Source organism: Pseudomonas sp. MF09150, assembly GCF_059862355.1.
Genome location: NZ_JCBCUS010000001.1, coordinates 580,886 through 607,399, shown reverse-complemented (window position 1 = coordinate 607,399; position 26,514 = coordinate 580,886). Strand labels below are relative to the sequence as shown.

General features: G+C 68.4%; 2 protein-coding genes (1 of these 2 running past the window's edge). Both read left to right on the top strand.

The genetic code is table 11. The annotated features are described in order from the left end of the window. On the top strand, positions 1-11,830 hold the 3' portion of the coding sequence (locus AC19YX_RS02450) for a non-ribosomal peptide synthase/polyketide synthase (protein ID WP_500605586.1). The gene continues 10,964 nt to the left of window position 1, outside the view; 11,830 of the gene's 22,794 nt are visible here — the last part of the coding sequence; its start codon lies off the left edge, out of view; it ends in the stop codon at positions 11,828-11,830. After that, a complete protein-coding gene (locus AC19YX_RS02445; RefSeq protein ID WP_500605585.1) occupies positions 11,827-26,514 on the top strand; it encodes an amino acid adenylation domain-containing protein in 14,688 nt (4,895 codons plus the stop codon). The genes AC19YX_RS02450 and AC19YX_RS02445 overlap by 4 nt, the downstream gene beginning before the upstream one ends.

Below are 26,514 nucleotides of genomic sequence, written 5' to 3'. Positions count from 1 at the left end.
GCTGCCGCTGTTCAGCGCCATGCTCAACTACCGCCACAGTGCCCAAGCACAGTCGGTTGCCCAGGCGCCGTGGCAGGGCATCCACACCCTGGCCAGCGAAGAGCGCAGCAACTACCCGCTGAGCCTGAACATCGATGACCTGGGGCAAGACTTCCGCCTGAACGTAATGACCCCGGCGCGAATCGGCGCCGAGCGCGTGTGCGGTTATATGCGCACCGCCCTGGAAAGCCTGGTCCAGGCCCTGGAGCAGGCACCGCACAGCGCCGTAGAGCAGCTGTCGATCCTGCCGGCGGAAGAGCGCCGGCAACTGCTGGGCGCCGGCCATGGCAGCCGCGAGCACTATGCCGTCGAGCAGACCCTGCATGGCCTGTTCGAGGCCCAGGTGCTGCGTACGCCGGACGCGGTGGCAGTGCGCGTCGACGCGCTGCAACTGAGTTATCGCCAGCTCAACGCCCGGGCCAATCAGGTGGCCCATCGCCTGTTGGGCCTGGGCGTACAGCCGGATGATCGGGTGGCGATCTGCGTCGAGCGCGGGCTGGAGATGATCGTCGGCCTGCTGGGGATCCTCAAGGCCGGCGCCGGTTATGTGCCGATCGATCCGGGCTACCCCGCAGAACGCATCGCCTACACCCTGGCTGACAGCGCCCCGGTGGCGCTGCTGGTGCAGGGCGCGACCCAGGCCCTGGTTGGCGAGTGCCCGGTGCCCCGGATCGACCTCGACAGCCATGCCCTGCGCGACGAGCTGCAGCACAACCCGCAGCTGCCGGGGCTCAAGGTCGAGCACCTGGCGTATGTGATCTACACCTCGGGCTCCACCGGCCTGCCCAAGGGGGTGATGGTCGAGCACCGCCAGGTGACCCGGTTGTTCGCGGCGACCCAAGGCTGGTTCGGCTTCAACCGCCGTGATGTGTGGGCGCTGTTCCACTCCTTTGCCTTCGACTTCTCGGTCTGGGAAATCTACGGCGCGCTGCTGCACGGCGGGCAGTTGCTGGTGGTGCCGCAACGGATCAGCCGCTCACCGGACGAGTGCTATGAACTGCTGTGCGACGCGGGGGTGAGCATCCTCAACCAGACCCCGAGCGCGTTCCGCCAGTTGATCGCGGCCCAGGGTCGCAGCGACCGCAAGCATTCCCTGCGCCAGGTGATTTTCGGTGGCGAAGCCCTGGACCCGGGCATGCTCAAGCCCTGGTACGAGCGCGTCGGCAACGCCGGCACGCGCCTGGTGAACATGTACGGCATCACCGAAACCACGGTGCACGTGACCTATCGCGCCCTGGAAGCCGCCGATGCCCTGGTGCCGGGTGTCAGTCCGATTGGTGGACCGATCCCCGACCTGCAGCTGTACCTGCTCGACCCGCAGCGCGAACCGGTGCCGGTGGGGGTGGTCGGCGAGCTCTATGTCGGCGGCGCCGGGGTGGCCCGCGGGTACCTGAACCGCGAGGCCTTGAGCGCCGAGCGCTTTATCGCCGACCCGTTCCACGCAGGCTCCGGCACGGTTGCGGGGCGCCTGTACAAGACCGGTGACCTGGGCCGCTGGCTGGCCGATGGCAGCCTTGAATACCTGGGACGCAACGATGACCAGGTGAAGATCCGCGGCTTCCGCATCGAGCTGGGGGAAATCCAGGCCCAGTTGGCGGCCTGCGAGGGCGTGCGCGAGGCCCTGGTCATCGCCCGCGAGGACGAACCCGGCGAACGACGCCTGGTGGCCTACCTGATTGCCGAGGACGGCCATGGGCCGAGCGCCGTGCACTTGCGTGAGCAACTGCTGGGCACCCTGGCCGAATACATGCTGCCCAGTGCCTTTGTCCTGCTGCCGGCCTGGCCCCTGACCGGCAACGGCAAGCTGGACCGCAAGGCGTTGCCGATGCCCGATGACGCGGCACTGGCCCGACGCGGCTACCAGGCCCCCCAAGGCGAGGTGGAGCAGCGGATTGCCAGCCTGTGGCAAGACCTGCTCAAGGTCGAGCGGGTCGGGCGGCATGACAACTTTTTCGAGCTGGGCGGCCATTCGCTGCTGGCGGTCAAGCTGATGGAACGCATGCGCCAGGCGCAGCTGCGGGCCGATATACGGGTGCTGTTCAGCCAGCCGACCCTGGCGGCCCTGGCGGCGGCCGTGGGCGGGGAGCCCGAGGTGCAGGTGCCGGCCAACCTGATCGGCGCCACCTGCACCGCGATCACCCCCGATATGCTGCCCCTGGCTGACCTCGACCCGGCGGCCATCGAACGTGTACTGGAGCGGGTGCCGGGCGGTGTCGACAACGTGCAGGACATCTACGCCCTGGCGCCGCTGCAGGCGGGGATCCTCTATCACCACCTGAGCAGTCAGGCCGGCGATCCGTACCTGCTGCAGTTGCAGCTCGGCTTCAGCGGCCTGGCGCAGGTCAAGGCCTTTATCGACGCCCTGCAAGGGGCGATTGCCCGGCATGACATTCTGCGCACCAGCCTGGTCTGGGACTGCCTCGACGAGCCGGTGCAGGTGGTCTGGCGCCAGGCGCCGCTGGCTGTGGAGCGGGTCGCGAGCGACCCGCAGGACGCCGATGTGCTGGGCCAGTTGCAACAGCGCTTCGACCCCCGGCATTACCGCCTCGACCTGGGGCAGGCTTCGATGATGCGCTTTGCCTACGCCCGGGACGAAGCCCATGACCGGTGGCTGGGCGTGTTGCTGCTGCACCATATCTTGCTCGACCACACCTCGTTGGCGGTGCTGGTGCAGGAAATGAGCGCCAGCCTCGGCGGCCAGGCTGGGCACCTGGCGCCGCCGGTGCAGTACCGCAACTACGTGGCCCAGGCACGCCTGGGCGTCAGCCAGCATGCCCATGAAGCGTTCTTCCAGCAGATGCTCGGCGATATCCATGAGCCGACCCTGCCGTTCGGCCTGCAGGACGTGCAGGGCGACGGCAGTGGTGTCCAGGAGTCGCACCTGGCCCTGGAACCGGCCCTGTGCCGGGCCCTGCGCGAGCAGGCAAGGCGGCTCGGGGTGAGCGCCGCCAGCCTGGTGCACCTGGCCTGGGCCCAGGTGCTGGGTCAGGTTTCCGGCCAGGACGAGGTGGTGTTCGGCACCGTGCTCCTGGGGCGGATGCAGGGCGGCGAGGGCGCCGACCGGGCCCTGGGCATGTTTATCAATACCTTGCCGCTGCGGGTCAGCGTCGGTGCGCTGACGGTGCTCGACGGCGTGCGCGCGACCCATGAACGGCTGGCGCAATTGCTTGGCCACGAGCACGCGCCCCTGTCCCTGGCCCAGCGTTGCAGCGGGGTGCCAGCGTCCACGCCGCTGTTCAGCACCTTGCTCAACTATCGCCACAGTGCGCCGGGCGCGGAGATCGGCAACGGCCCTTCGGTGTGGGACGGGATCGAGGTGCTCAACGCCCGTGAGCGCAGCAACTACCCGCTGGTGCTTAACGTCGATGACCTCGGCGAACTGTTCGAACTGACGGTCCAGGCCCTGGCCGAGGTGGAAGGTGCGCGGATCGGCGAGTACATGCGCTGTGCCTTGCACAACCTGGTGCACGCCCTGGAGCAGGCCCCGGCCACGCCGTTGCAGCAGTTGTCGATTGTCGCCCCCGCCGAGCGCGAGCGGGTGCTGCACGGCTTCAATGCCACGGCCCGGGCCTACCCGGCGCAGCAGACCGTGCACGGGCTGTTCGAGGCCCAGGTGCAGGCCAGCCCGCAAGCGGTGGCCGCGGTGCACGGCGAGCAGGTGCTCAGTTATGCCGAATTGAACCGGCGGGCCAACCGCCTGGCCCATGGGTTGTTGCAGATGGGCGTGCAGGCGGGGGACCGCGTGGCGATGCTATTGCCGCGTTCGGTGGGGTTGCTGGTCAGCCAGTTGGCCATCAGCAAATGCGCGGCGGTCTATGTGCCGCTGGACGTCAACGCCCCAGCCGAGCGCCAGCTGTTTATCCTGGCGGACAGCGCGGCGCGGCTGTTGCTGACCCAGAGCACTGAAACCCTGGCGTGCCCGACGCAGCGTATCGAACTGGACCGCCTCGACCTCGAACACCTGCCAAGCCACAACCCGGACCTGGCGCAGTCGTCCGAAAGCGCGGTGTACCTCATGTACACCTCGGGTTCCACCGGCACTCCCAAGGGCGTGCTGGTGCCGCACCGCGCGGTCAGCCGCCTGGTGCTGAACAACGGCTATGCCGATTTCACCCCGCAGGACCGAGTGGCCTTTGCCTCGAACCCGGCCTTTGACGCCAGCACCCTGGAAGTCTGGGCGCCCTTGCTCAATGGCGGGCGAGTGGTGGTGGTCGACCAGGACGTGGTGCTGTCCAGCCAGGCCCTGGGAGCGCTGCTGCAACAGCAGAAAGTCAGCGTGTTGTGGATGACCGCCGGCCTGTTCCAGCAGCATGCCGATGGCTTGCTCGGCGCGTTCCGCCAACTGCGCTACCTGATGGTCGGTGGCGATGTGCTGGACCCGAGTGTGATTGCCCGGGTGCTGGAACACGGCGCGCCTCGGCACCTGCTCAATGGCTACGGTCCGACCGAGGCCACGACTTTCTCCACCACCTTCGAGATCAAGGCCGTCGCCGCCGGTGGCATTCCCATTGGCCGGCCGATCGGCAACAGCCGCGCCTATGTACTGGATGCCCGGCAGCAGCCGGTGGCGGTGGGCGTGGTCGGCGAGCTGTATATCGGTGGAGCAGGGGTGGCCCTGGGTTACCTCAACCAGCCGCAACTGACGGCGCAGATGTATATCGCCGACCCCTTTGCCGACGCCCCTCAAGGCTTGATGTACCGCACCGGCGACCTGGCCTGCTGGCGCGCCGACGGCGTGCTGCTGTACCAGGGACGCAACGACCAGCAGGTCAAGCTGCGGGGCTTTCGCATCGAACTGGGAGAAATCGAAACCCGGATCGCGGCCTGTGCCGGGGTCCGGGAGGCGGCGTTGCTGGTGCGCGAAGACGCCCCGGGTGACAAGCGCCTGGTGGCGTACTGCACGCCGCAGGTGGCCGGCGAGGCCCTGGATATCGAGGCCTTGCACGGTGCCCTGCAAGGCCAGTTGCCGGACTACATGCTGCCGGCGGCCTATGTCCAGCTGGAACGGTTGCCGCTGACCGCCAACGGCAAGCTCGACCGCAAGGCCCTGCCGGCACCGGACGCTTCGGCGCTGCTGAGCCGGGCCTATGAAGCACCACTGGGTGAGGTCGAAATCACCCTGGCGCGGATCTGGGCCGAGGTGCTCAAGGTCGAGCAGGTGGGGCGCCATGATCACTTCTTCGAGCTGGGCGGGCACTCGCTGTTGGCGGTGAGCCTGATCGAACGCATGCGCCAGGTCGGCCTCAGCGCCGATGTGCGGGTGCTGTTCAACCAGCCGACCCTGGCCGCCCTGGCGGCTGCGGTGGGCAGTGGGCGCGAGATCGAAGTCCCGGCCAACCGCATTGCCCTCGGTTGCCAGCGCATCACCCCGGACCTGCTGCCGCTGCTGGAACTGAGCCAGGAGGCCATCGACCTGATCGTCGCCAGCGTGCCCGGCGGTGCGGCCAATGTGCAGGACATCTACCCCCTGGCGCCCTTGCAGGCAGGGATTCTCTACCACCACATCAGCGCCGGGCAGGGTGACCCCTACCTGCTGCAATCGCGCCTGAGCTTCGACAGCCTGGAGCGCTTGCAGGCTTTTGCCGAGGCCTTGCAGCAGGTGATCGCGCGCCACGATATTCTGCGTACCAGCGTGCTCTGGGAAGGCCTGGAGCACCCCGTTCAGGTGGTCTGGCGCCATGCCGAGCTGCATGTGCAGGCGCAGCAGCTGGACCCGGCGGCGGGGGATATCGTCGAGCAATTGCAGGCGCGCTTCGATGCCCGGCACCACCGGCTGGACCTGGCCCAGGCGCCGCTGATGCGCCTGATTCATGCCGAGGACCCGCAGCATGGACGGGTGGTCAGCCTGCTGCTGTTCCACCACCTGGCCCTGGACCATACGGCGATGGAAGTGGTGGGCGCGGAAATGCGCGCGCTGCTGCTCAAGCAGCCCGGCGAGCTGGGCACGCCCATGCCGTACCGCAACTATGTGGCCCAGGCCCTGCTGGGGGCTGGGGAGCACGAACATGAGGCGTTTTTCCGCGACATGCTGGGGGACGTCGAAGAGCCGACCCTGCCATTTGGCTTGCAGGATGTGCAGGGCGATGGTCTGGATATCGACGAGGCGCACTGGCCATTGCCGGCGGCGCTGAGCCAGCGTCTGCGGGAGCAGGCGCGCACGCTGGGGGTGAGCGCCGCCAGCCTGATGCACCTGGCCTGGGCCCAGGTCCTGGGCCGGCTTTGCGACCGCGAGGACGTGGTGTTCGGCACCGTGCTGATGGGCCGCATGCAGGGCGGCGAGGGCGCTGACCGCGCCCTCGGGGTGTTTATCAATACCTTGCCGCTGCGGGTGACATTGGGCGAAACCGGCGTCCGTGACGGCGTGCGCGCCGTGCACCGGCGCTTGAGCGCACTGCTCGGTCACGAGCACGCGTCCCTGGCCCTGGCCCAGCGTTGCAGCCGGGTGGCGGTGAGTGCGCCGCTGTTCAGTGCCTTGCTCAACTACCGCCACAGCGCCCACGACGGGCTGCATGACGAGCAGGCGCCCTGGGCCGGCATCGAGCTGCTGGGGGGCGAAGAGCGCAGCAACTACCCCCTGAGCCTGAGTGTCGATGACCTGGGCCAGGGCTTTGCCTTGAGCGTGCTGGCGGTGGCGCACCTGGGGCCACAGCGCATCTGCGGCTATATGCACACGGCATTGGAGCACCTGGCCCAAGCCCTGGAGCAAAACCCGGGGCTGGCGCTGAACCGCCTGCCGATTCTGCCCGAGGCCGAGCGCCGGCAGTTGCTGGAAACCTTCAACGCCAATCGCCGGCATTACCCGCGCGGGCAGACCCTTCATGGCCTGTTCGAAGCCCGGGTCGCCGAGACTCCCGATGCGCTGGCCATGATCCAGGGCCCGCAGCAATTGAGCTATCGCCAATTGAACCAGCAGGCCAATCAACTGGCCCGGCATCTGCTGGAGCTGGGGGTGCAGCCGGACGATCGGGTGGCGATCTGCGTGCGTCGCGGCCCGGCGATGCTGGTGGGGATGCTGGGGATTCTCAAGGCCGGCGCCGCTTATGTGCCCCTGGACCCGGCGCTGCCGAGGGAGCGCCTGCGCTACCTGCTGGAAGACAGCGCGCCCCTGGCGTTATTGACTCAGGGCGCACTGCTTGGGCAATTGCCGATCCTGGAGCTGCCGCTGATCGACCTGGACCAGTCGGCCTGGCACAACCCGGCGCTGGCCAATCCGCAGCTGGCACAACTGACCCCGGCGCACCTGGCCTATGTCATCTACACCTCGGGTTCCACCGGTTTGCCCAAGGGCGTGATGGTGGAGCACCGGACCCTGGAAAACCTCGTGCACTGGCATAACCAGGCCTTTGAGCAGCACTCGGGCAGCCAGGTGTCCAGCGTCGCCGGCTTCGGTTTCGATGCCATGGCCTGGGAAGTCTGGCCGGCCCTGTGCGTCGGCGCGACCCTGCACCTGCCGCCGCCGGAAGTCGGCAATGAAAACATCGAGCAGTTGCTGGCCTGGTGGCAGGCGCAGCCGCTGACGGTGAGCTTTCTGCCGACGCCGGTGGCCGAATACGCCTTCTGCCAGCACCTGCACCATCCGACCCTGAAGACCCTGCTGATCGGCGGCGACCGCCTGCGCCAATTCCCCCGGGCCCAGAGCTTTGCGGTGATCAACAACTACGGCCCCACCGAAGCCACGGTGGTCGCCACCTCGGGCGCGGTGCAGGTCGGGCAGGCGTTGCATATCGGCACGCCCATGGCCAACGCCCGGGTCTACCTGCTGGACCGTCAGCAGCGGCCGGTGCCAGTGGGCGTGGCCGGCGAGCTGTATGTCGGCGGCGCCGGGGTTGCCCGGGGCTACCTGAACCGTCCGCAAATGACCGCCGAACGCTTCCTCGCCGACCCCTTCAGCCGCGAGCCCCAGGCGCGCATGTACCGCACCGGCGACCTGGCGCGCTGGCAGGCCGACGGCACCCTCGACTACCTGGGACGCAACGATGACCAGGTGAAAATCCGCGGTATGCGCATCGAGCTGGGGGAAATCGAAAGTGCCCTGGCGCGCCACCCTGGCCTCAACGAAGCGGTGGTGCTGGCGCGCCAGGATGAGCCGGGGCAGAGCCGACTGGTGGCGTATTTCACCGCCGCCGAGGGCCTGGATATCGAAGCGCTGCGGAGCGGGCTGCAAGCCAGCCTGCCCGGGCATATGGTGCCGCTGGCCTATGTGCAGTTGCCGGCCCTGCCGCTGACGGCCAACGGCAAACTGGACCGCAAGGCATTGCCGGAGCCGGCTGCGCAGCATCTGCTGAGCCGTGAGTACCAGGCTCCCCAGGGCGCCGTGGAAATGGCCCTGGCGCAGATCTGGCAGGAGGTGCTCAAGGTCGAGCAAGTGGGGCGTCATGACCACTTCTTCGAGCTGGGCGGGCATTCGCTGCTGGCGGTGAGCCTGATCGAGCGCATGCGCCAGGCCGGCCTCGGCGCCGATGTGCGAGTGCTGTTCAGCCAGCCGACCCTGGCCGCCCTGGCGGCTGCGGTGGGCAGCGGGCGCGAGGTGCAAGTGCCGGACAACCTGATCCCGGGCGATTGCCCGCGCATCACCCCGGACATGCTGCCCCTGGTCGAACTCGACCAGGCCACCCTTGATGGCTTGCTGGAGCGGGTCCCGGGCGGCGCCGCGAATGTGCAGGACATCTACCCCCTGGCGCCGTTGCAAGAAGGCATTCTCTACCACCACATCACTGCCCGGCAGGGCGATCCGTACCTGTTGCAATCCCATATGGCGTTTGCCGACCGGGCGCTGTTCACGGCCTTTACCCAGGCCCTGCAACAGGTGATCGCGCGGCACGATATCTTGCGCACCGGGGTGTTCTGGGAAGGCTTGCAGCAACCGCTGCAAGTGGTGCTGCGCAATGCCGAGCTGGTGGTGCACGAGGAACGGCTGGACCCGGCCGCCGGGGATATTCTTGGCCAGTTGCACGGGCTTTGCGATGCGCGCCATCACCGTATGGACATCACCCGGGCGCCGCTGATGCGGGTGCATATGGCCCAGGACCCGGTCCAGGGACGAATCGTCGCGGTGGTGCTGTTCCATCACCTGGCCCTGGACCACACCGCCATGGACGTGGTCGGCCATGAGCTGCGGGCCTTCCTGCAGGGCCAGGGCCAGAACCTGGGGACGCCGGTGCCGTATCGCAACTATGTGGCCCAGGCGCGCCTGGGTGTCAGCGAGCAGGAACACGAGGCGTTCTTCCGCGACATGCTGGGGGATGTCGACGAGCCAACCCTGCCGTTCGACCTGCAGGACGTGCAGGGCGACGGCGGCGATATCGAAGAGCGCAGCCAGGCCCTGCCCAGTGCCCTCAGCGCCCGTCTGCGGCATCAGGCGCGGTTGCTCGGGATCAGTGCCGCGAGCCTGTTCCACCTGGCCTGGGCCCGGGTGCTGGGCGCCACGTCCGGCAAGCAGGCGGTGGTCTTCGGCACGGTGCTGCTGGGACGGATGCAGGGCGGCGAGGGCGCGGACCGGGCCCTGGGCATGTTTATCAATACCCTGCCGCTGCGGGTCGAGATCGACGCTACCGGGGTGCGTGACGGGGTTCGCGCCACCCATCGCCGGCTCAGTGCCTTGCTTGGTCATGAACACGCGTCCCTGGCCCTGGCCCAGCGGTGCAGCGGGGTGGCGGCGCCGCTGCCGCTGTTCAGCGCCATGCTCAACTACCGCCATAGCCAGGACAGCAGCGCGCCCACGGCGCCACCGGCATCGGCCCACGGGATCGAGACCCTGGCCGGCGAGGAGCGCACCAACTATCCCCTGAGCCTGAACGTGGATGATCGCGGCGAAGGCTTCAGCCTGACCGCCATGACCCCGGCGCGGATCGGCGCGCAACGCATCTGCGGTTATATGCAGACGGCCCTCGAATCCCTGGCCGATGCCTTGGAGCGAGCGCCGGACATGGCCCTGAACCGCTTGCCGATCCTCACCGGCGCCGAGCGTCAGCACCTGCTGCTGGAGCTCAACGCCACCGAGGTCGCCTATCCCCTGAACCAGACCCTGCACGGGCTATTCGAGGCCCAGGTCGAGCGCAGCCCGCAGGCCCCGGCGCTGCTGGCCGGCGGGCAACAGTTGAGCTATCGCCAGCTCAACCTGCGGGCCAATCAGCTGGCCCATCACCTGCGGCGCCAGGGCGTGGGCCCGGACACCCGGGTGGCGATCTGCGTCGAGCGCGGGCTGGAAATGGTCATCGGCCTGCTGGCGATTCTCAAGGCCGGCGGCGCCTATGTGCCGATCGACCCGAGCTACCCGGCAGAACGTATCGCCTACATGCTCGAAGACAGCGCGCCGGTGGTGGTACTGGTGCAAGCCGCGACGCAGCCGCTGGTGAAGGCGGGGCTCGCTCCGTTGCTGGTCCTGGACCAGCCGCTGTGGCCGGCCGAGGCCCTGGACAACCCGCAGCTGCCTGAGCTGCACGCCGGGCATCTGGCCTACGTGATCTACACCTCGGGCTCCACCGGGCAACCCAAGGGGGTGATGAACGAGCACGGGGCGGTGGTCAATCGCCTGCTGTGGATGCAGCAGGCCTATGGCCTGACGGCGGCGGACGCGGTGTTGCAGAAGACTCCGTTCAGCTTCGACGTCTCGGTCTGGGAGTTCTTCTGGCCGCTGCTGACCGGCGCGCGCCTGGTGATGGCGCGCCCTGAGGGGCACAAGGATCCGGCCTACCTGTGTCAGGTGATCCAGGCCGAGGGCATCAGCACCGTGCATTTTGTGCCGTCGATGCTCGACTTGTTCCTGGCCCACGGCGCGGCGCAGTCGTGCCGCGCCCTGGTCCGGGTGCTGTGCAGCGGCGAGGCGCTGCCAGGGAGCCTGGTGCGGCGCTTCAAGCAGCAGTTGCCGGGCAGCGAGTTGCACAACCTCTACGGGCCGACCGAAGCCGCCGTGGATGTGACGGCCTGGAACTGCGCCGGTCCCCTGGAGCAGACCCCGGACAACACGCCGATCGGCAAGCCCATCGCCAACACCCGCCTGTACCTGCTCGACGAGCAGATGCAGCCGGTGCCCCAGGGCGTGGTGGGCGAGCTGTATATCGGCGGGGTGCAGGTGGCCCGGGGTTATCTGAACCGTGGGCAGTTGAACGCCGAACGGTTCCTGGTGGACCCGTTCAGCCCACTGGACAACGCCCGGATGTACCGCACCGGCGATGTGGCCCGCTACCGCGCCGACGGCAATATCGAGTACCTGGGGCGCAACGATGATCAGGTCAAGTTGCGGGGCCTGCGCATCGAACTCGGGGAGATCCAGGCCCGCCTGACCCAGTTGCCCGAAGTCAGGGAGGCCGTGGTCCTGGCCCGGGAAGACGTGCCGGGAGACAAGCGTCTGGTGGTCTATTACAGCACCCACGAGGCCGGCTCGCGGCTGGAGGTCGAGGCCCTGCGCGGGGAGCTGTTGCAGCACCTGCCGGAGTACATGGTGCCGGCGCTGTATGTGCATCTACAGGCCTTGCCCCTGAGCCCCAACGGCAAGCTAGACCGTAAGGCGCTGCCGGCCCCGGGGCTGGAGGCGGCCATCGTCCGTGAGTACGAGGCACCCCAGGGCGACACCGAAATCCTCCTCGCCAGGCTCTGGGCGCAATTGCTCAACGTGGAACGGGTGGGGCGCCACGACAACTTCTTCGAGTTGGGTGGGCACTCGCTATTGGCCGTGAGCCTGATCGGCCGGCTGCATCAGGAAGGCATGGAAGCCGATGTCAGGGCCTTGTTCGAACATCCGACCCTGGCCGGGTACGCGGCAATTACCGAAAGAATGGAGATCGTCCTGTGAGCGTGATCGAACTGTTGGCAACACTGAAGGCAAAAGACATCCAGCTCGCGGTGCGCGATGAGCAACTGATTGTCCAGGGCAATCGCCAGGCGCTGACCGAACCTGCGGTGATCGCCCAGTTGCGCGAGTACAAGCCGCTGCTGATCGAGATGATCCGCTCGGGGCAGTACTCGGCGCCCAGGTCCGGCCAGGTCGAGGTGCCGCCGAACGGCATTCTGCCCGGTAGCCGCCATATCACGCCGGACATGCTGACCCTGGTGCAGCTGGACCCGGCGACCCTGGAGCGGGTGCTCGCCAGTGTCCCGGGCGGTGCGGCCAACGTGCAGGACATCTATCCCCTGGCGCCCTTGCAGGAGGGCATTCTCTACCACCATGCCAGTGCCGGGCAGGGCGACCCCTATGTGATGCAGGCGCATTTCGCCTTTGACCACCTGCAACGCTTGCAGGACTTTGCCCAGGCCTTGCAGGGGGTGATCGAACGCCATGACATCCTGCGCACGGCGGTGCTCTGGGAAGGCCTGGAAACGCCGCTGCAAGTGGTCTGGCGCCAGGCCACGCTGGCGTTGCAGGCCGTGCCGCTGGCGGCAGCCGACGGCGATATTCTCCAGCAGTTGCACCAGCGCTTCGACGCCCGTCACTACCGCCTGGACGTGACCCAGGCGCCACTGATCCGCCTGGCCTATGCCGAAGACCCGGCCAACCGGCGGATCGTCGCCGTGCTGCTGTTTCACCATATGGCCCTGGACCACAGCGCCCTCGACGTGGTGCGCCAGGAAATGTGTGCCTTGCTCCTGGGCCAGGGCCATGTGCTGGGCCCGGCGGTGCCGTTTCGCAACTACGTGGCCCAGGCCCGGCTGGGCATGAGCGAGGAGGAGCACGAGGCATTCTTCCGCCAGATGCTCGGCGATATCGACGAGCCGACCCTGCCGTTCGGCCTGCACGATGTACAGGGCGATGGCAGTGCCATCGACGAATTCAGCCTGCCCCTGGAACCGGCCCTGTGCCAGCGCCTGCGAACCCAGGCGCGGTTGCTCGGGGTGAGCACCGCGAGCCTGTTCCACACCGCCTGGGCCCAGGTGCTGGGGGCGCTGTCGGGCAAGCGCAAGGTGGTGTTCGGCACGGTGCTGATGGGGCGCATGCAGGGCGGTGGCGACAATGACCGAGCCCTGGGCATGTTTATCAATACCTTGCCGTTCCGCTTCGACCTGGACGCCAGCGCCGTGCAGGACGCCGTCAAGGCGGCCCACGGACGGCTCACCACCTTGCTCCGGCATGAACATGCGCCACTGGCCCTGGCCCAGCGTTGTAGCGCGGTCGCGGCCCCGGCGCCGCTGTTCAGCAGCCTGCTCAACTACCGCCACAGCGCGCCGCCCAGCGCCAATCTGGTCGCGGCGTGGCAGGGCATCTCCAGCCTCGACTCCGAGGAACGCACCAACTACCCCCTGACCATGAGCGTCGATGACCTGGGCCAGGGGTTTGCCCTGACCTTGCTGGCCAGCCGCGAGGTCGATCCGCAGCGGGTTTGCGACTACTTGCGCACGGCCTTGGAAAACCTCGCGCAGGCCCTGGAGCAGGCGCCGCAGGGGGCACTGAACCTGTTGTCGGTCCTGCCTGGCGCCGAGCGCGAGCACCTGCTGCAAGGCTTGAATGGCAGCCGGGTCGACTACCCGCAAGGGCTGAGCATCGGCCAGCGGGTCGCGGCCCGCGCTGCCGAGCAGGCGGATGCCGTGGCGGCGCTGTACCAGGGGCAGCCACTGACCTATGGCGAACTCAATCGCCGGGCCAATACCCTGGCCCGGCGCCTGCTGGACCTGGGTGTGCAGCCCGATGACCGGGTGGCGGTGATCGCCCGGCGCGGCCTCGACACCCTGGCCGGCCTGCTGGCGGTGCTCAAGGCCGGAGCCTGTTATGTGCCGATCGACCCGGCCCAGCCCCTGGAACGCCTGAGCTACCTGCTCGATGACTGCACCCCGGTGGCGGTGCTGACCCAGGCCGGGCTGCGGCAGCGCTTGCCGGCCCTGTCCGTGCCGCTGATCGAGCTTGAGGACGGCGCCGCGGCAGGGGTGGCGTTCGCCGATCCGTCACTGGCGAATTTGACCGCGCAGCACCTGGCCTATGTGATCTACACCTCCGGTTCCACCGGCCTGCCCAAGGGGGTGATGGTTGAGCATCGGACCCTGGGCAACCTGGTGGACTGGCACAACCAGGCCTTCGACCTGGGCCCTGGGCGGCATACGTCGAGCCTGGCCGGCTTTGGTTTTGACGCCATGGCCTGGGAAATCTGGCCGGCGCTGTGTGCCGGCGCGACCCTGCATCTGCCGCCCGCCCGGGACGGCAACGAAGACCTGGACGAGCTGCTGACGTGGTGGCGCGCCCAGCCCCTGGACGTGAGCTTTCTGCCGACCCCGGTGGCCGAGTACGCCTTCAGCCAGAACCTGGGGCACCCGACCCTGCGCACCCTGTTGATCGGTGGCGACCGCCTGCGGCATTTCTCCAGGGACCCGGGGTTTGCAGTGATCAATAACTACGGCCCGACCGAAGCCACGGTGGTGGCGACCTCGGGTCGGATCGAACCGGGCCAGGTCCTGCCGATCGGCAAGCCCATGACCAATGCCCGGGTCTACCTGTTGGACGAGCAGCAACGCCCGGTGCCCCTGGGGGTGGCGGGGGAGCTGTATGTGGGCGGGGCCGGGGTCGCCCGGGGTTACCTCAGCCGCCCCGAATTGAGCGCCGAGCGCTTTATGCACGACCCCTTCAGCCGCGAGCCCCAGGCGCGCATGTACCGTAGCGGCGACCTGGCGCGCTGGCTGGCGGATGGCAGCCTGGAGTACCTGGGGCGTAATGACGATCAGGTCAAGGTGCGCGGCATGCGCATCGAGCTGGGGGAAATCGAAAACCGCCTCAATCAATTGCCCGGGGTACGCGAAGCGGTGGTGCTGGCCCGGGAAGATGAACCCGGCCAGCCACGGCTGGTGGCCTACTTCACCGAACAGCCGGCAGTCGAGGCGCTGGCGCCGGCCGAGTTGCGCAGCCACCTGCTGGCGCACCTGCCGGAGTACATGGTGCCGGTGGCCTACGTCAGGCTCGACGCGCTGCCGCTGACCGCCAACGGCAAGCTGGACCGCCGGGCCCTGCCCAAACCCGACCGGGCGGCGACCTTCAGCCGCGGGTATGAGGCGCCCCAGGGCGAGCTCGAAACCACCCTGGCGCAGATCTGGGCCGAGGTCCTGCAGGTGGAGCAGGTGGGACGCGGCGATCACTTTTTCGAGCTGGGCGGCCATTCATTGCTGGCGATGCGCATGGTGTCCCAGGTGCGCCTGCAACTGGGCGTGGAGCTGGCCCTGGGCGAGCTGTTTGCCAACCCCGAACTGGCGGCCGTGGCCCAGGTCCTGGCCCGGGCCGGACGCAGCGCGCTGCCACCGATACTGGCGGTGCCTCGGGACGCGCCGCTGCCGCTGTCCTTTGCCCAGCAACGGCTGTGGTTTATCGGGCAGATGCAGGGGCTGGCGAGCGCCTACAACATTCCGGTGGCCCTGGGCCTGCGTGGGCGCCTGAATACCGATGCGCTGCAACGGGCCCTGGCGCGGACCGTCGCGCGCCATGAAAGCCTGCGCAGCCGTTTTATCCTGGAACACGATGAGCCCCGGGTGCAGATCACCCCGGCCGAGGCCGGTTTCCAGTTGCATTACCAGGACCTGCGCGGCCAGCCGGCGGCGGCGTTGCAGGAGCAGGTGCGGGCCCACGGCGCGCACGCCTTCGACCTGCAGCAGGGGCCACTGATTCGTGGGCAACTGCTGCACCTGGCAGACGAGCATCACGTGCTGCTGTTGGCCCTGCACCATATCGTCGCCGATGGCTGGTCGATGGGCGTGCTTACCCGGGAGCTGGTGGCGCTGTATGCGGCCTTCAGCCAGGGCCGGGACGACCCGTTGCCGCCCCTGGCCTTGCAGTACGGCGATTTTGCCCTGTGGCAACGGCGCTGGCTCAGCGGCGAGTTGCTGCTCAGGCAAAGTGCCTACTGGCAGCAGGCCCTGGCCGGCGCCCCGGCCTTGTTGCTGCTGCCCACCGACCGGCCCCGTCCGCCGCAGCAGGCGTATGCCGGGGGCTGTGTCGAGGTCGCGCTGGACCCGCAGTTGAGCGCCGGGCTGCAAGCCCTGAGCCAGCGCCATGGCTGCACCCTGTACATGACCCTGCTGGCAGGCTGGAGCCTGCTGCTGAGCAAGCTCTCGGGGCAGGACGACCTGGTGATCGGTTCGCCGGTGGCCAACCGCACACGGGCCGAGGTCGAAGGCCTGATCGGCCTGTTCGTCAACACCCTGGCGCTGCGCATCGAGGTGGCGCCGGAGCACAGCGTCGAGACGCTGCTGGCCCAGGTCAGGGATGTGACCCTGCAGGCCCAGGCCCATCAGGACCTGCCGTTCGAACAGGTGGTGGAGTTGACCCGGCCGCAGCGCAGCCTGTCCCACAGCCCGTTGTTCCAGAACATGCTGGCCTGGGACAGCGGCTCGGGCCCGGGCCTGGCCCAGGCCATGAGTGAATTGCATCTGCAGTTGGAAGCGGTCAGCGGCGGCGAGCACGTGGCCAAGTTCGACCTGAGCCTGACCCTGGGCCTGAGCGAGGGGCGGATTTGCGGTTCCCTGGTGTACGCCACGGCCTTGTTCGAGCACCGGACCCTAGAGCGTTACCTGGGGTATTTCGAGGTCGTGTTGCAGGCCATGGTGGCCAACGACCAGCGCCCCCTCGGGCAGATCAGCCTGCTCGACCCCGAGGCCCGGGCGCAGGTGCTGCAAGGATTCAACCCGGCACCAGTGGCGTTTGCCCAGGGGCAGACCCTGCATGGGCGGTTCGAGGCCCAGGCGGCACGCACCCCGCAAGCGCTGGCGTTGCAGGTCGGCGAGCAGCAACTGAGCTACCGCGAACTCAACGAGCGCGCCAACCAGTTGGCCCATCATCTGCGCGAACAGGGCGTGGGGCCGGATTCGCGGGTGGCGATCTGCGTCGAGCGCGGGCTGGGCATGGTCGTCGGCCTGCTGGCGATCCTCAAGGCTGGTGGCGCTTACGTGCCCCTCGACCCGAGCCATCCCGGGCAACGCCTGGCCTGGCTGCTGGAGGATTGCGCGCCGGCGGCGGTGCTGGTCGAGCCCGCCACGCTCGGCTTGCTGGGGCAGAGGGCGCTGCCGCTAATCAATCTCGATCAGCGCTGGCTGCAACCCTCGACCAACCCCCAGGTGCCCGGGCTGACCGCGCAGCACCTGGTGTATGTGATCTACACCTCGGGTTCCACCGGCTTGCCCAAGGGCGTGATGCTTGAGCACCACAGCCTGCTCAACCTGGTGGACTGGCATAACCAGGCTTTCGCCCAGGGCCCGGGCAGCCACACCAGCAGCGTCGCCGGTTTCGGCTTTGACGCCATGGCCTGGGAGGTCTGGCCGGCGCTGTGCGTCGGCGCCACCCTGCACCTGCCGCCGGCCGGGATCGGCAGCGGCAACCTCGATCAACTGCTGGACTGGTGGCGCGGGCAGCCGCTGGACGTCAGCTTCCTGCCGACCCCGGTGGCGGAATACGCCTTCGCCCAGGCGCTGGGCCACCCGACCCTGCGCACCCTGTTGATCGGCGGTGACCGCCTGCGCCAGTTCACCCGGGACCAGCGCTTCAAGGTGATCAACAACTACGGGCCGACCGAAGCCGCAGTGGTGGCGACCTCCGGCCCGATCGAAGCCGGAGGGCCCCTGCACATCGGCACGCCCATCGCCAACGCCCGGGTGTACCTGCTGGATGAACAGCGGCGGCCGGTGCCGGTCGGCGTGGCCGGTGAGCTGTACGTCGGCGGGGCCGGGGTGGCGCGGGGCTACCTGCACCGTCCCGAGCTGACGGCCGAGCGCTTTGTCGACGACCCGTTCACGGCCACGCCCGGCGCGCGCATGTACCGCAGCGGTGATCTGGCGCGCTGGCTGGCCGATGGCAGCCTCGACTACCTGGGGCGCAACGACGATCAGGTGAAGATCCGCGGGGTGCGCATCGAACTGGGCGAGATCGAAACCCGCCTCAACGCTTACCCGGGGATCAAGGAAGCGCTGCTGCTGGCCCGTGAAGACCAGCCCGGGCAGGCCCGGCTGGTGGCGTATTTCACCGCCCTCGACCCCAGCGCCGCGCCGCAGCCGGGCGAATTGCGCGGCCACCTGCTAAGCCATTTGCCGGAGTACATGGTGCCGGTGGCCTATGTGCGCCTGGACGCACTGCCGCTGACCGCCAACGGCAAGCTCGACCGGCGGGCCTTGCCGGCGCCGGACCTGGCGGCGCTGTTCAGCCGCGACTACGAGGCGCCGCAAGGCCCCCTGGAAATCGGGCTGGCGCAGATCTGGGCCGACTTGCTGCAGGTCGAGCGGGTCGGACGTCGCGATCACTTCTTCGAGCTGGGCGGGCATTCGCTGCTGGCGATGCGCATGGTGTCCCAGGTGCGCCTGCAACTGGGCCTGGAACTGGCCCTGAGCGACCTGTTTGCCAACCCGGAACTGGCCGCCGTGGCCCAGGCCCTGGCCCAGGCGCGTCCCGACAGCCTGCCACCGATTGTGGCGCAGAGCGCCGAGGGGCATTTGCCGTTGTCGTTCGCTCAGCAGCGCCTGTGGTTCCTGGCCCAGATCGAGGGCGCCGGCAGCGCCTACAACATTCCCCTGGGCCTGAGGCTGCGCGGGCCGCTGGACGTGGCCGCGCTGACTCAGGCCCTGGAAGGCATCGTGCGGCGCCACGAGGTCCTGCGCAGCCGCTTTGTGCAGGTCGAGGATCAGCCGCAGGTGTTGATTGCCGCCGCCGAGGGCCTGTTGAGCCTCGGCCGGCACGACCTGAGTGCGGATCCCCAGGCCTTGCAGGCCCTGGTGCAAGGCGAGGCGGCACAGCCATTTGACCTGGCCCGGGGGCCGCTGATTCGCGGGCACCTGGCGCAGCTCGGCGCCGAGCACCATGTGCTGCTGCTGACCCTGCACCACAGCGTCGCCGATGGCTGGTCGATGGGGGTGCTGACCCGTGAGCTGATGGCGTTGTACGCGGCCTTCAGCCAGGGCCAGGGCGACCCGTTGCCGCCTCTGGCGGTGCAGTACAGCGACTTTGCGCTCTGGCAGCGGCGCTGGCTCGGCGGTGAGCGCCTGCAGCAACAAAGCGCCTATTGGCAGCAGGCCCTGGCCGGTGCCCCGGCCTTGCTCAGCCTGCCCACTGACCGCCCGCGCCCTGCGCAGCAAAACTATGCCGGGGGCAGTGTCGAGCTGCGCCTCGACCCGGGCCTGACCGAGCAACTCAAGGCCCTGAGCCGACGCCACGGCAGCACCCTGTACATGACCTTGCTCGCCGGCTGGGGCGCCTTGCTCGGTCGCCTGGCCGGGCAGGCCGAGGTGGTGATCGGGTCCCCGGTGGCCAACCGCACGCGGGCCGAGGTCGAGGGGCTGATCGGCCTGTTCGTCAACACCCTGGCCCTGCGCATCGAGCTGCCGCCCGGGTTGAGCGTCGCGACCTTGCTGGCCCAGGTCAGGGACCGGGTTGTGCAAGCTCAGGAACACCAGGACCTGCCGTTCGAGCAGGTGGTGGAGATCACCCGGCCGCAGCGCAGCCTGTCCCACAGCCCGCTGTTCCAGAGCATGTTGTCCTGGGACGGCCAGCCCGGTGCCGCCCTGGCGCTGGATGCCTTGCAACTGGAGGTGCTGGAGGGCGGCGAGACCTTCGCCAAGTTCGACCTGGCCTTGAACCTGGGTGAAGCCCAGGGGCAGATTGTCGGCTCCCTGGTGTATGCCTCGGCCTTGTTCGATGGGAGCACCATCGAGCGCTATGCCGGTTACTTCCAGCGCCTGCTGCGGGCCATGGTCGCCGATGACCAGGGGCTGCTGGAGCAATTGCCGCTGCTTGAGCCGCACCAGCGCGAGCAATTGCTGGTGGCGTTCAACGCGACCCAGGTAGCGTTCGACCTGGAACGGAGTATCCACGGCCTGTTCGAGGCCCAGGTGCAACGCAGCCCCGATGCGCCGGCCCTGGTGGCCGAGGGCGGGCAGCTGAGCTATCGCCAGCTCAATGCCCGGGCCAACCAGTTGGCCCGGCACCTGCGCGAGCAAGGTGTGGGCCCGGATACGCGGGTGGCGATCTGCGTCGAGCGTGGGCTGGAGATGGTCATCGGCCTGCTGGCAATCCTCAAGGCCGGCGGCGGTTACGTGCCGATCGACCCGGGCTACCCGGCGGAACGCATTGCCTACATGCTTGCAGACAGCGCGCCGGTGGCCCTGTTGCTGCACGGCGCGACTAGGCACCTGCTGCCTGAGGTGGCGGCGCCGCTGATCGACCTCGATCAGCCACTGTGGCATCACCAACCGCACGATGATCTAGCGGTGCCCGGGTCGAGCCCGCGCAACCTGGCGTACGTGATCTACACCTCCGGCTCCACCGGCCAACCCAAGGGCGTGATCAACGAACACCGGGCCCTGGTCAACCGCCTGCTGTGGATGCAGCAGGCCTACGGCCTGACGGCGGCGGACGCGGTGTTGCAGAAAACCCTGTTCAGCTTCGACGTCTCGGTGTGGGAGTTCTTCTGGCCGCTGATGACCGGTGCGCGGCTGGTCATGGCGCGCCCGGACGGGCACAAGGATCCGCTGTACCTGAGCCAGGTGATCCAGGCCGAGGGCATCAGCACTGTGCATTTTGTGCCGTCGATGCTCGATGTGTTCCTGGCCCAGGGCCAGGCCGCCCGTTGCACTGGACTGCTGCGGGTGATCTGCAGTGGCGAGGCGCTGCCGGGGAGCCTGGTGCGACGCTTCAAGGGCCAGTTGCCGGGCAGTGAGTTGCATAACCTGTATGGTCCGACCGAGGCTGCGGTAGACGTTAGCGCCTGGAACTGCGCCGGCCCTCTGGAGCAGACCCCGGACAACACGCCGATCGGCAAGCCGATCGCCAACACCTGCCTGTATGTGCTCGATGGGCAGTTGCAGCCGGTGCCGCTGGGGGTTACCGGTGAGCTGTATATCGGCGGGGTGCAGGTGGCGCGGGGTTACCTGAATCGGCCGCAACTCAACGCCGAGCGCTTTGTGCACGATCCTTTCAGCCGCGAACCCGAGGCGCGCCTGTACCGCACCGGGGATGTGGCCCGTTACCTGGCCGACGGCAACCTGGAGTACCTGGGGCGTAACGATGACCAGGTGAAAATCCGCGGCCTGCGTATCGAACTGGGGGAAATCCAGGCGCGCCTGACCCAGTTGCCCGGGATCAAGGAGGCGGTGGTCCTGGCCCGGGAGGACGTGCCGGGGGACAAGCGCCTGGTGGCTTATTGCACCACCGCTGACGCCAGCCAGCGGCTGGACATCGAACAACTGCGCAGCCAGTTGCTGCTGCACCTGCCGGAGTACATGGTGCCGGCGCTGTTCGTGCACCTGCAGGCCTTGCCCCTGAGCCCCAACGGCAAGCTTGAGCGCAAGGCCCTGCCGGCGCCGGGCCTGGAGTCGATGCAGGCGCGGCCTTATGAAGCACCCATCGGCGCTACCGAAACCCTGTTGGCCGGGCTCTGGGCCGAGCTGCTGAATGTGCAGCGGGTCGGGCGCCATGACCACTTCTTCGAACTGGGCGGGCATTCGCTGCTGGCGATCACCCTGATCGGGCGCATGCGCCGGGCCGGGCTGACGGCGGATGTGCGGGTGCTGTTCGGCCAGCCGACCCTGGCGGCCCTGGCCGCGGCCGTGGGCGAAGGCCGCGAAGTCGAGGTGCCGGCCAACCTGATTGGCCCCGATTGCCCACGCATCACTCCACAATTGCTGCCGCTGTTGAACCTGGAGCAGGAGGCGATTGACCGGATCGTCGCCAACATCCCGGGCGGCGTGGCCAACGTGCAGGACATCTACCCCCTGGCGCCGCTCCAGGCGGGGATCCTGTATCACCATATCCTCTCCAGCCAGGGTGATCCGTACCTGCTGCAGGCGCAGTTCGCCTTTGACAGTCAGGAGCGGCTGCAGGCCTTTACCCAGGCCTTGCAGGCGGTGATCGAACGCAACGATATCCTGCGCACCGCGGTGTTCTGGGACGGGCTCGAAGAGCCGGTGCAAGTGGTGCTGCGCCAGGCCGCGCTGCAGGTGCAGGAACTGCGGGTCAGGGCCAGCGGCGGCGAGGTGCTGGAGCAATTGCTGACCCGCTTCGACCCGCGGCATTTCCGCCTGGACCTGGCCCAGGCGCCGCTGCTGCGCCTGTACCACGCCTGGGACAAGCGTCAGCAGCGGGTGGTGGCCTTGCTGCTGTTTCATCACTTGGTCATGGACCATGTGGGCCTTGAGGTGTTGCAGCAGGAAGTCCAGGCCTGCCTGCTCGACCAGCGCGAGCAACTGGCGCCGGCGGTGCCGTACCGCAACTACGTGGCCCAGACCCGCCTGGGCATGGGCGAGCAGGAACACGAGGCGTTCTTTCGCGACATGCTCGGCGATATCGACGAACCGACCCTGCCGTTCGGCCTGGCCCAGGTCCAGGGTGACGGCCGGGATATCGAAGAAGCTCGCCTGGCCTTGGGCGCACCCTTGAACCAGCGCCTGCGCAACCAGGCCCGGCAGTTGGGGGTGAGCGCCGCGAGCCTGGTGCACCTGGCCTGGGCCCAGGTGCTGGGCGCGGTCTCGGGCCAGGAGCACGCGGTGTTCGGCAGCGTGCTGTTTGGCCGGATGCAGGGCGGCGAGGGCGCCGAGCGGGCCCTGGGGGTGTTTATCAATACCTTGCCGCTGCGGGTCGACCTTGGCGAGCAAGGCGTCCGTGCCGCGGTGCTGGCGACCCATGCCCGGCTCGCCCGGTTGCTGGCCCATGAGCACGCGCCCCTGGCCCTGGCCCAGCGTTGCAGCGGGGTGGCGCCGCCGACCCCGTTGTTCAGCGCGCTGCTCAACTACCGCCACAGCGCGGTGGCGACGGCGCCATCGGCGGCGGCCGGGGCGGCCTGGCACGGCATGCATCTGCTCAAGGCCGAGGAGCGCAGCAACTACCTGCTGACCCTGAGCGTGGACGACCTGGGCAGTGACTTTGTACTCAGCGCCATGGCGGCTGCCGGCATCGGCGCGCAGCGGGTCTGCACCTATATGCAGACCGCCCTGGACAACCTGGTGCAGGCCCTGGAGCAGACGCCGCAGCAGGCCATCGGCCAGCTGTCGATTCTCTCCGCGCAGGAGCGCCAACAATTGCTGGTGCAGTTCAACGCCAGCGACCGCGACGTGCACCACGAACAGACCGTGCACCGGCTGTTCGAGGCCCAGGCCCAGACCAGTCCGCAGGCAGTGGCGGCGGTGCAGGGCGGGCAATCCATGAGCTACCACGAGCTCAACCGGCGGGCCAACCAGTTGGCGCACCGCTTGCTCGACCTGGGTGTGCAGCCGGGGGACAACGTGGCGCTGCTGCTGCCGCGTTCGTTCGAGCTGTTGCTTGGCCAACTGGCGATCAACAAGTGCGCGGCGGTCTATGTGCCGCTGGACATCAACGCTCCGGCCGAGCGCCTGGGTTTTATGCTCGACGACTGCCGGGCGGTGCTGTTGCTGACCCGGGGCGAGACGCTGCTGCAACACCCGGTACCGCGCCTGGACCTGCTGCAAGCGGGCCTCGATGGCTGGCCGAGCCAGGACCCGCAGTTGCCGCAATCGTCCGAAGCGGTGGCGTACATCATGTACACCTCCGGCTCCACTGGCACCCCCAAGGGCGTGCTGGTGCCGCACCGCGCCATCGTGCGCCTGGTGCGCGACAACGGTTACGCCGATTTCACCCCCCTGGATCGGCTGGCGTTTGTCTCCAATCCGGCGTTCGACGCCAGCACCATGGAGGTCTGGGGCGCCTTGCTCAACGGTGGCCAGGTGCTGGTGATCGAACATCAGACCCTGCTCGAACCCGAGGTCTTCGGCCGGGCCCTGGTGGACTCGGGGGCGACCGTGCTGTTTCTCACCACGTCGTTGTTCAACCAGTATGTGCAACTGATTCCCGAGGCCCTCAAGGGCCTGCGCATGCTGTTGTGCGGCGGTGAGCGCGCCGATCCGGGGGCCTTTCGCCGCTTGCTGGAGCAGGCCCCGGACCTGCGTCTGGTGCACTGCTACGGTCCTACCGAAACCACCACATTTGCCACCACCTTCGAGGTCCGGGCGCTGGCGGCGGATGCCGACAGCGTGGCCGTGGGCGGGCCGATCGCCAACACCCGGGTGTATGTCCTGGATCGCAGCCGGCAACCGGTGCCGCTGGGGGCGGTAGGGGAGATCTACATCGGCGGCCAGGGCGTGGCCAGGGGTTACCTGAACCGCCCGCAACTGACCGCCGAAAAGTTTGTGCACGACCCTTTTGTCGAGCAGCCCGGGCGCCTGATGTACCGCACCGGCGACCTGGGTCGCTGGCTGGGCGAGGGGCGGCTGGAGTGCATCGGTCGCACCGACGATCAGGTCAAGCTGCGGGGTTTCCGCATCGAACTGGGCGAAATCGAAACCCGGCTCGCCGCATGCCCCGGGGTCAGGGAAGCGGCAGTGCTGGTGCGCGAGGTCGGCCCGGGGGACAAGCGCCTGGTGGCCTATTACACCCGTCACGCCACGGCCGCCACGGCGGACAGCGAAGGGCTGCGCGTCGCATTGCAGAGCCAGCTGCCGGACTACATGGTGCCCGCGGCCTATGTGCTGCTCGAGCACCTGCCGCTGACCGCCAACGGCAAGCTGGACCGCAAGGCCCTGCCTGCGCCCGAGCTGCAAGCCCTGGCCGGACGGGCCTATGAGGCGCCGATCACGGCCCTGGAGAAGAGCCTGGCGCGGGTCTGGGCCGAGGTCCTGCACGTGCCGCAGGTCGGTCGCCATGACAGCTTTTTCGAGCTGGGCGGGCACTCGCTGCTGGCGATCCGCCTGCTCAATCGCATGCAGCAGGAAGGGTTGAAAGTGACCCTGGCCGAGTTGTTCCAGCATGCCAGCGTCGAGTCGATTGCCACCTTGCTCGGCCAGCGCACGGCAGTGCCGGACGACCAGCAGAGCGTGATCGAAGTGCGTGCCGGTGGCAGCCAGCCGCCGTTGTTCCTGGTGCATGAGTTCAGCGGCATGGACCTGTACTTCCCGGTACTGGGGCGGCATATCGAGGGCGATTTCCCGATCTACGGCTTGCCCGGGATCGCCTTGCAGCACCCGCAATTGCACACCCTGGAGGGCCTGGCCGCGCGCCTGGTACGGCTGATCCGCTCGGTGCAGGCCGAGGGGCCGTACCGCCTGGCCGGTTGGTCGTTTGGCGGGGTGCTGGTGTATGAGGTCGCCTTGCAATTGCAGGGGCAGGACCAGGTGGTGCAGTTTCTTGGCCTGATCGACAGCTACATGCCGCGCCTGACCGATCAGGGCAAGGCCCGCTGGAATGGGCCGCACGCCCTCAAGCGTCACCTGCTGCTGCAATGCGAAAGCCACTGGACGGTCCAGGGTGTGCCCGGCGAGGCGGCCCTGGAGCGGGTCCGACAGTTGGGCATGGAGCTTGAACAGCATGACTTTGCTTCACTGCTCCAGGCCTGCCGTGAGCGCCAGGTGCTCAACCCGCAGTTGCTGGAAACCCCGGCCAGCGACCTGGAACGCTTCCTGGCGCGGGAAGTGGCCCACGGGCATGCCATGGCCCATTACGCCCTGCATCCGATCGCGCTGCCGGTGCATCTGTTCTGTGCCCGGGAACGCCCGACCGAGCTGGCGCGGCGCAGTACCAGCCTGGGCTGGGGCGACGTCCTGGGGCCGCGCTTGCAGGCGGTCAGTGTGCCGGGGGATCACCTGAGCATGATGCAGGCGCCCCATGTCCAGACCCTGGGGCAGGCGATCAGTGCGGCCATGGCGGCCGCGGCCCCCGAGGCTTTGGCGCCGCACCAGCCGCTGCTGAGTATCCAGACCGGTCGCCCCGGGCAGGCGCCGATTTTCTGCGTGCCGGGGGCAGGCGATAGCGTGACCGGATTTATCGGCCTGACCGATGCCCTGGGGCCGGACTGGCCGCTGTTCGGCCTGCAGCCACGGGGCCTGGATGGGCAATGGCCGCCCCACAGTCAGGTGGAAAGCGCTGCCGAGCACGGGCTGTTGGCGCTGGAGCAAGTGTGTCCGGAGGGGCCGCTGCATCTGGTCGGCCATTCCTTCGGCGGCTGGGTGGCCTATGCCCTGGCCGCCCGCCTGCAGGCCCGCGGGCGCACGGTGGCGTCCCTGACCCTGATCGACAGCGAAGCGCCCGGCGGCAATGGCGGGGTGGCCAGGCCGTACACCGCGACGGCGGTCCTGGAGCGCCTGATCGAGGCCTTGCAGCTGGCGTCGGGCAAATCCCTGGGCATCGAGCCGGTGGCGTTTGCCGCCGCAGACGACCCGACCCAACTGCGCCTGCTGCACGCGGGCATGGTGCGGGTCGGCCAGCTGTCGCCCCGTTCAACCCCCGAGGCGATCTACGGCACGGTGCGCACCTTTGGCGCGGCGCTGCGCACGGTCTATCAGCCACAGCTGCTGTACCGGGGGCCGGTGCGCCTGGTGCTGGCCGAGGACCCGGCCCTGGACAGCGCCGGCAACCTGCTGGAGCAGGAGGCGATGATCCGCGGCTGGCGCCAGTACGTCGAACCGCTGTCGGTGTGGCATGGCCCGGGCAACCATTTCAGCATCCTCAAGGCGCCCGACGTCTACAGCCTTGCGGCCTGGTGGCAGGAAGGGCTGGCGCTGGCGGTGGGCGAGGGGGTGTCGTGA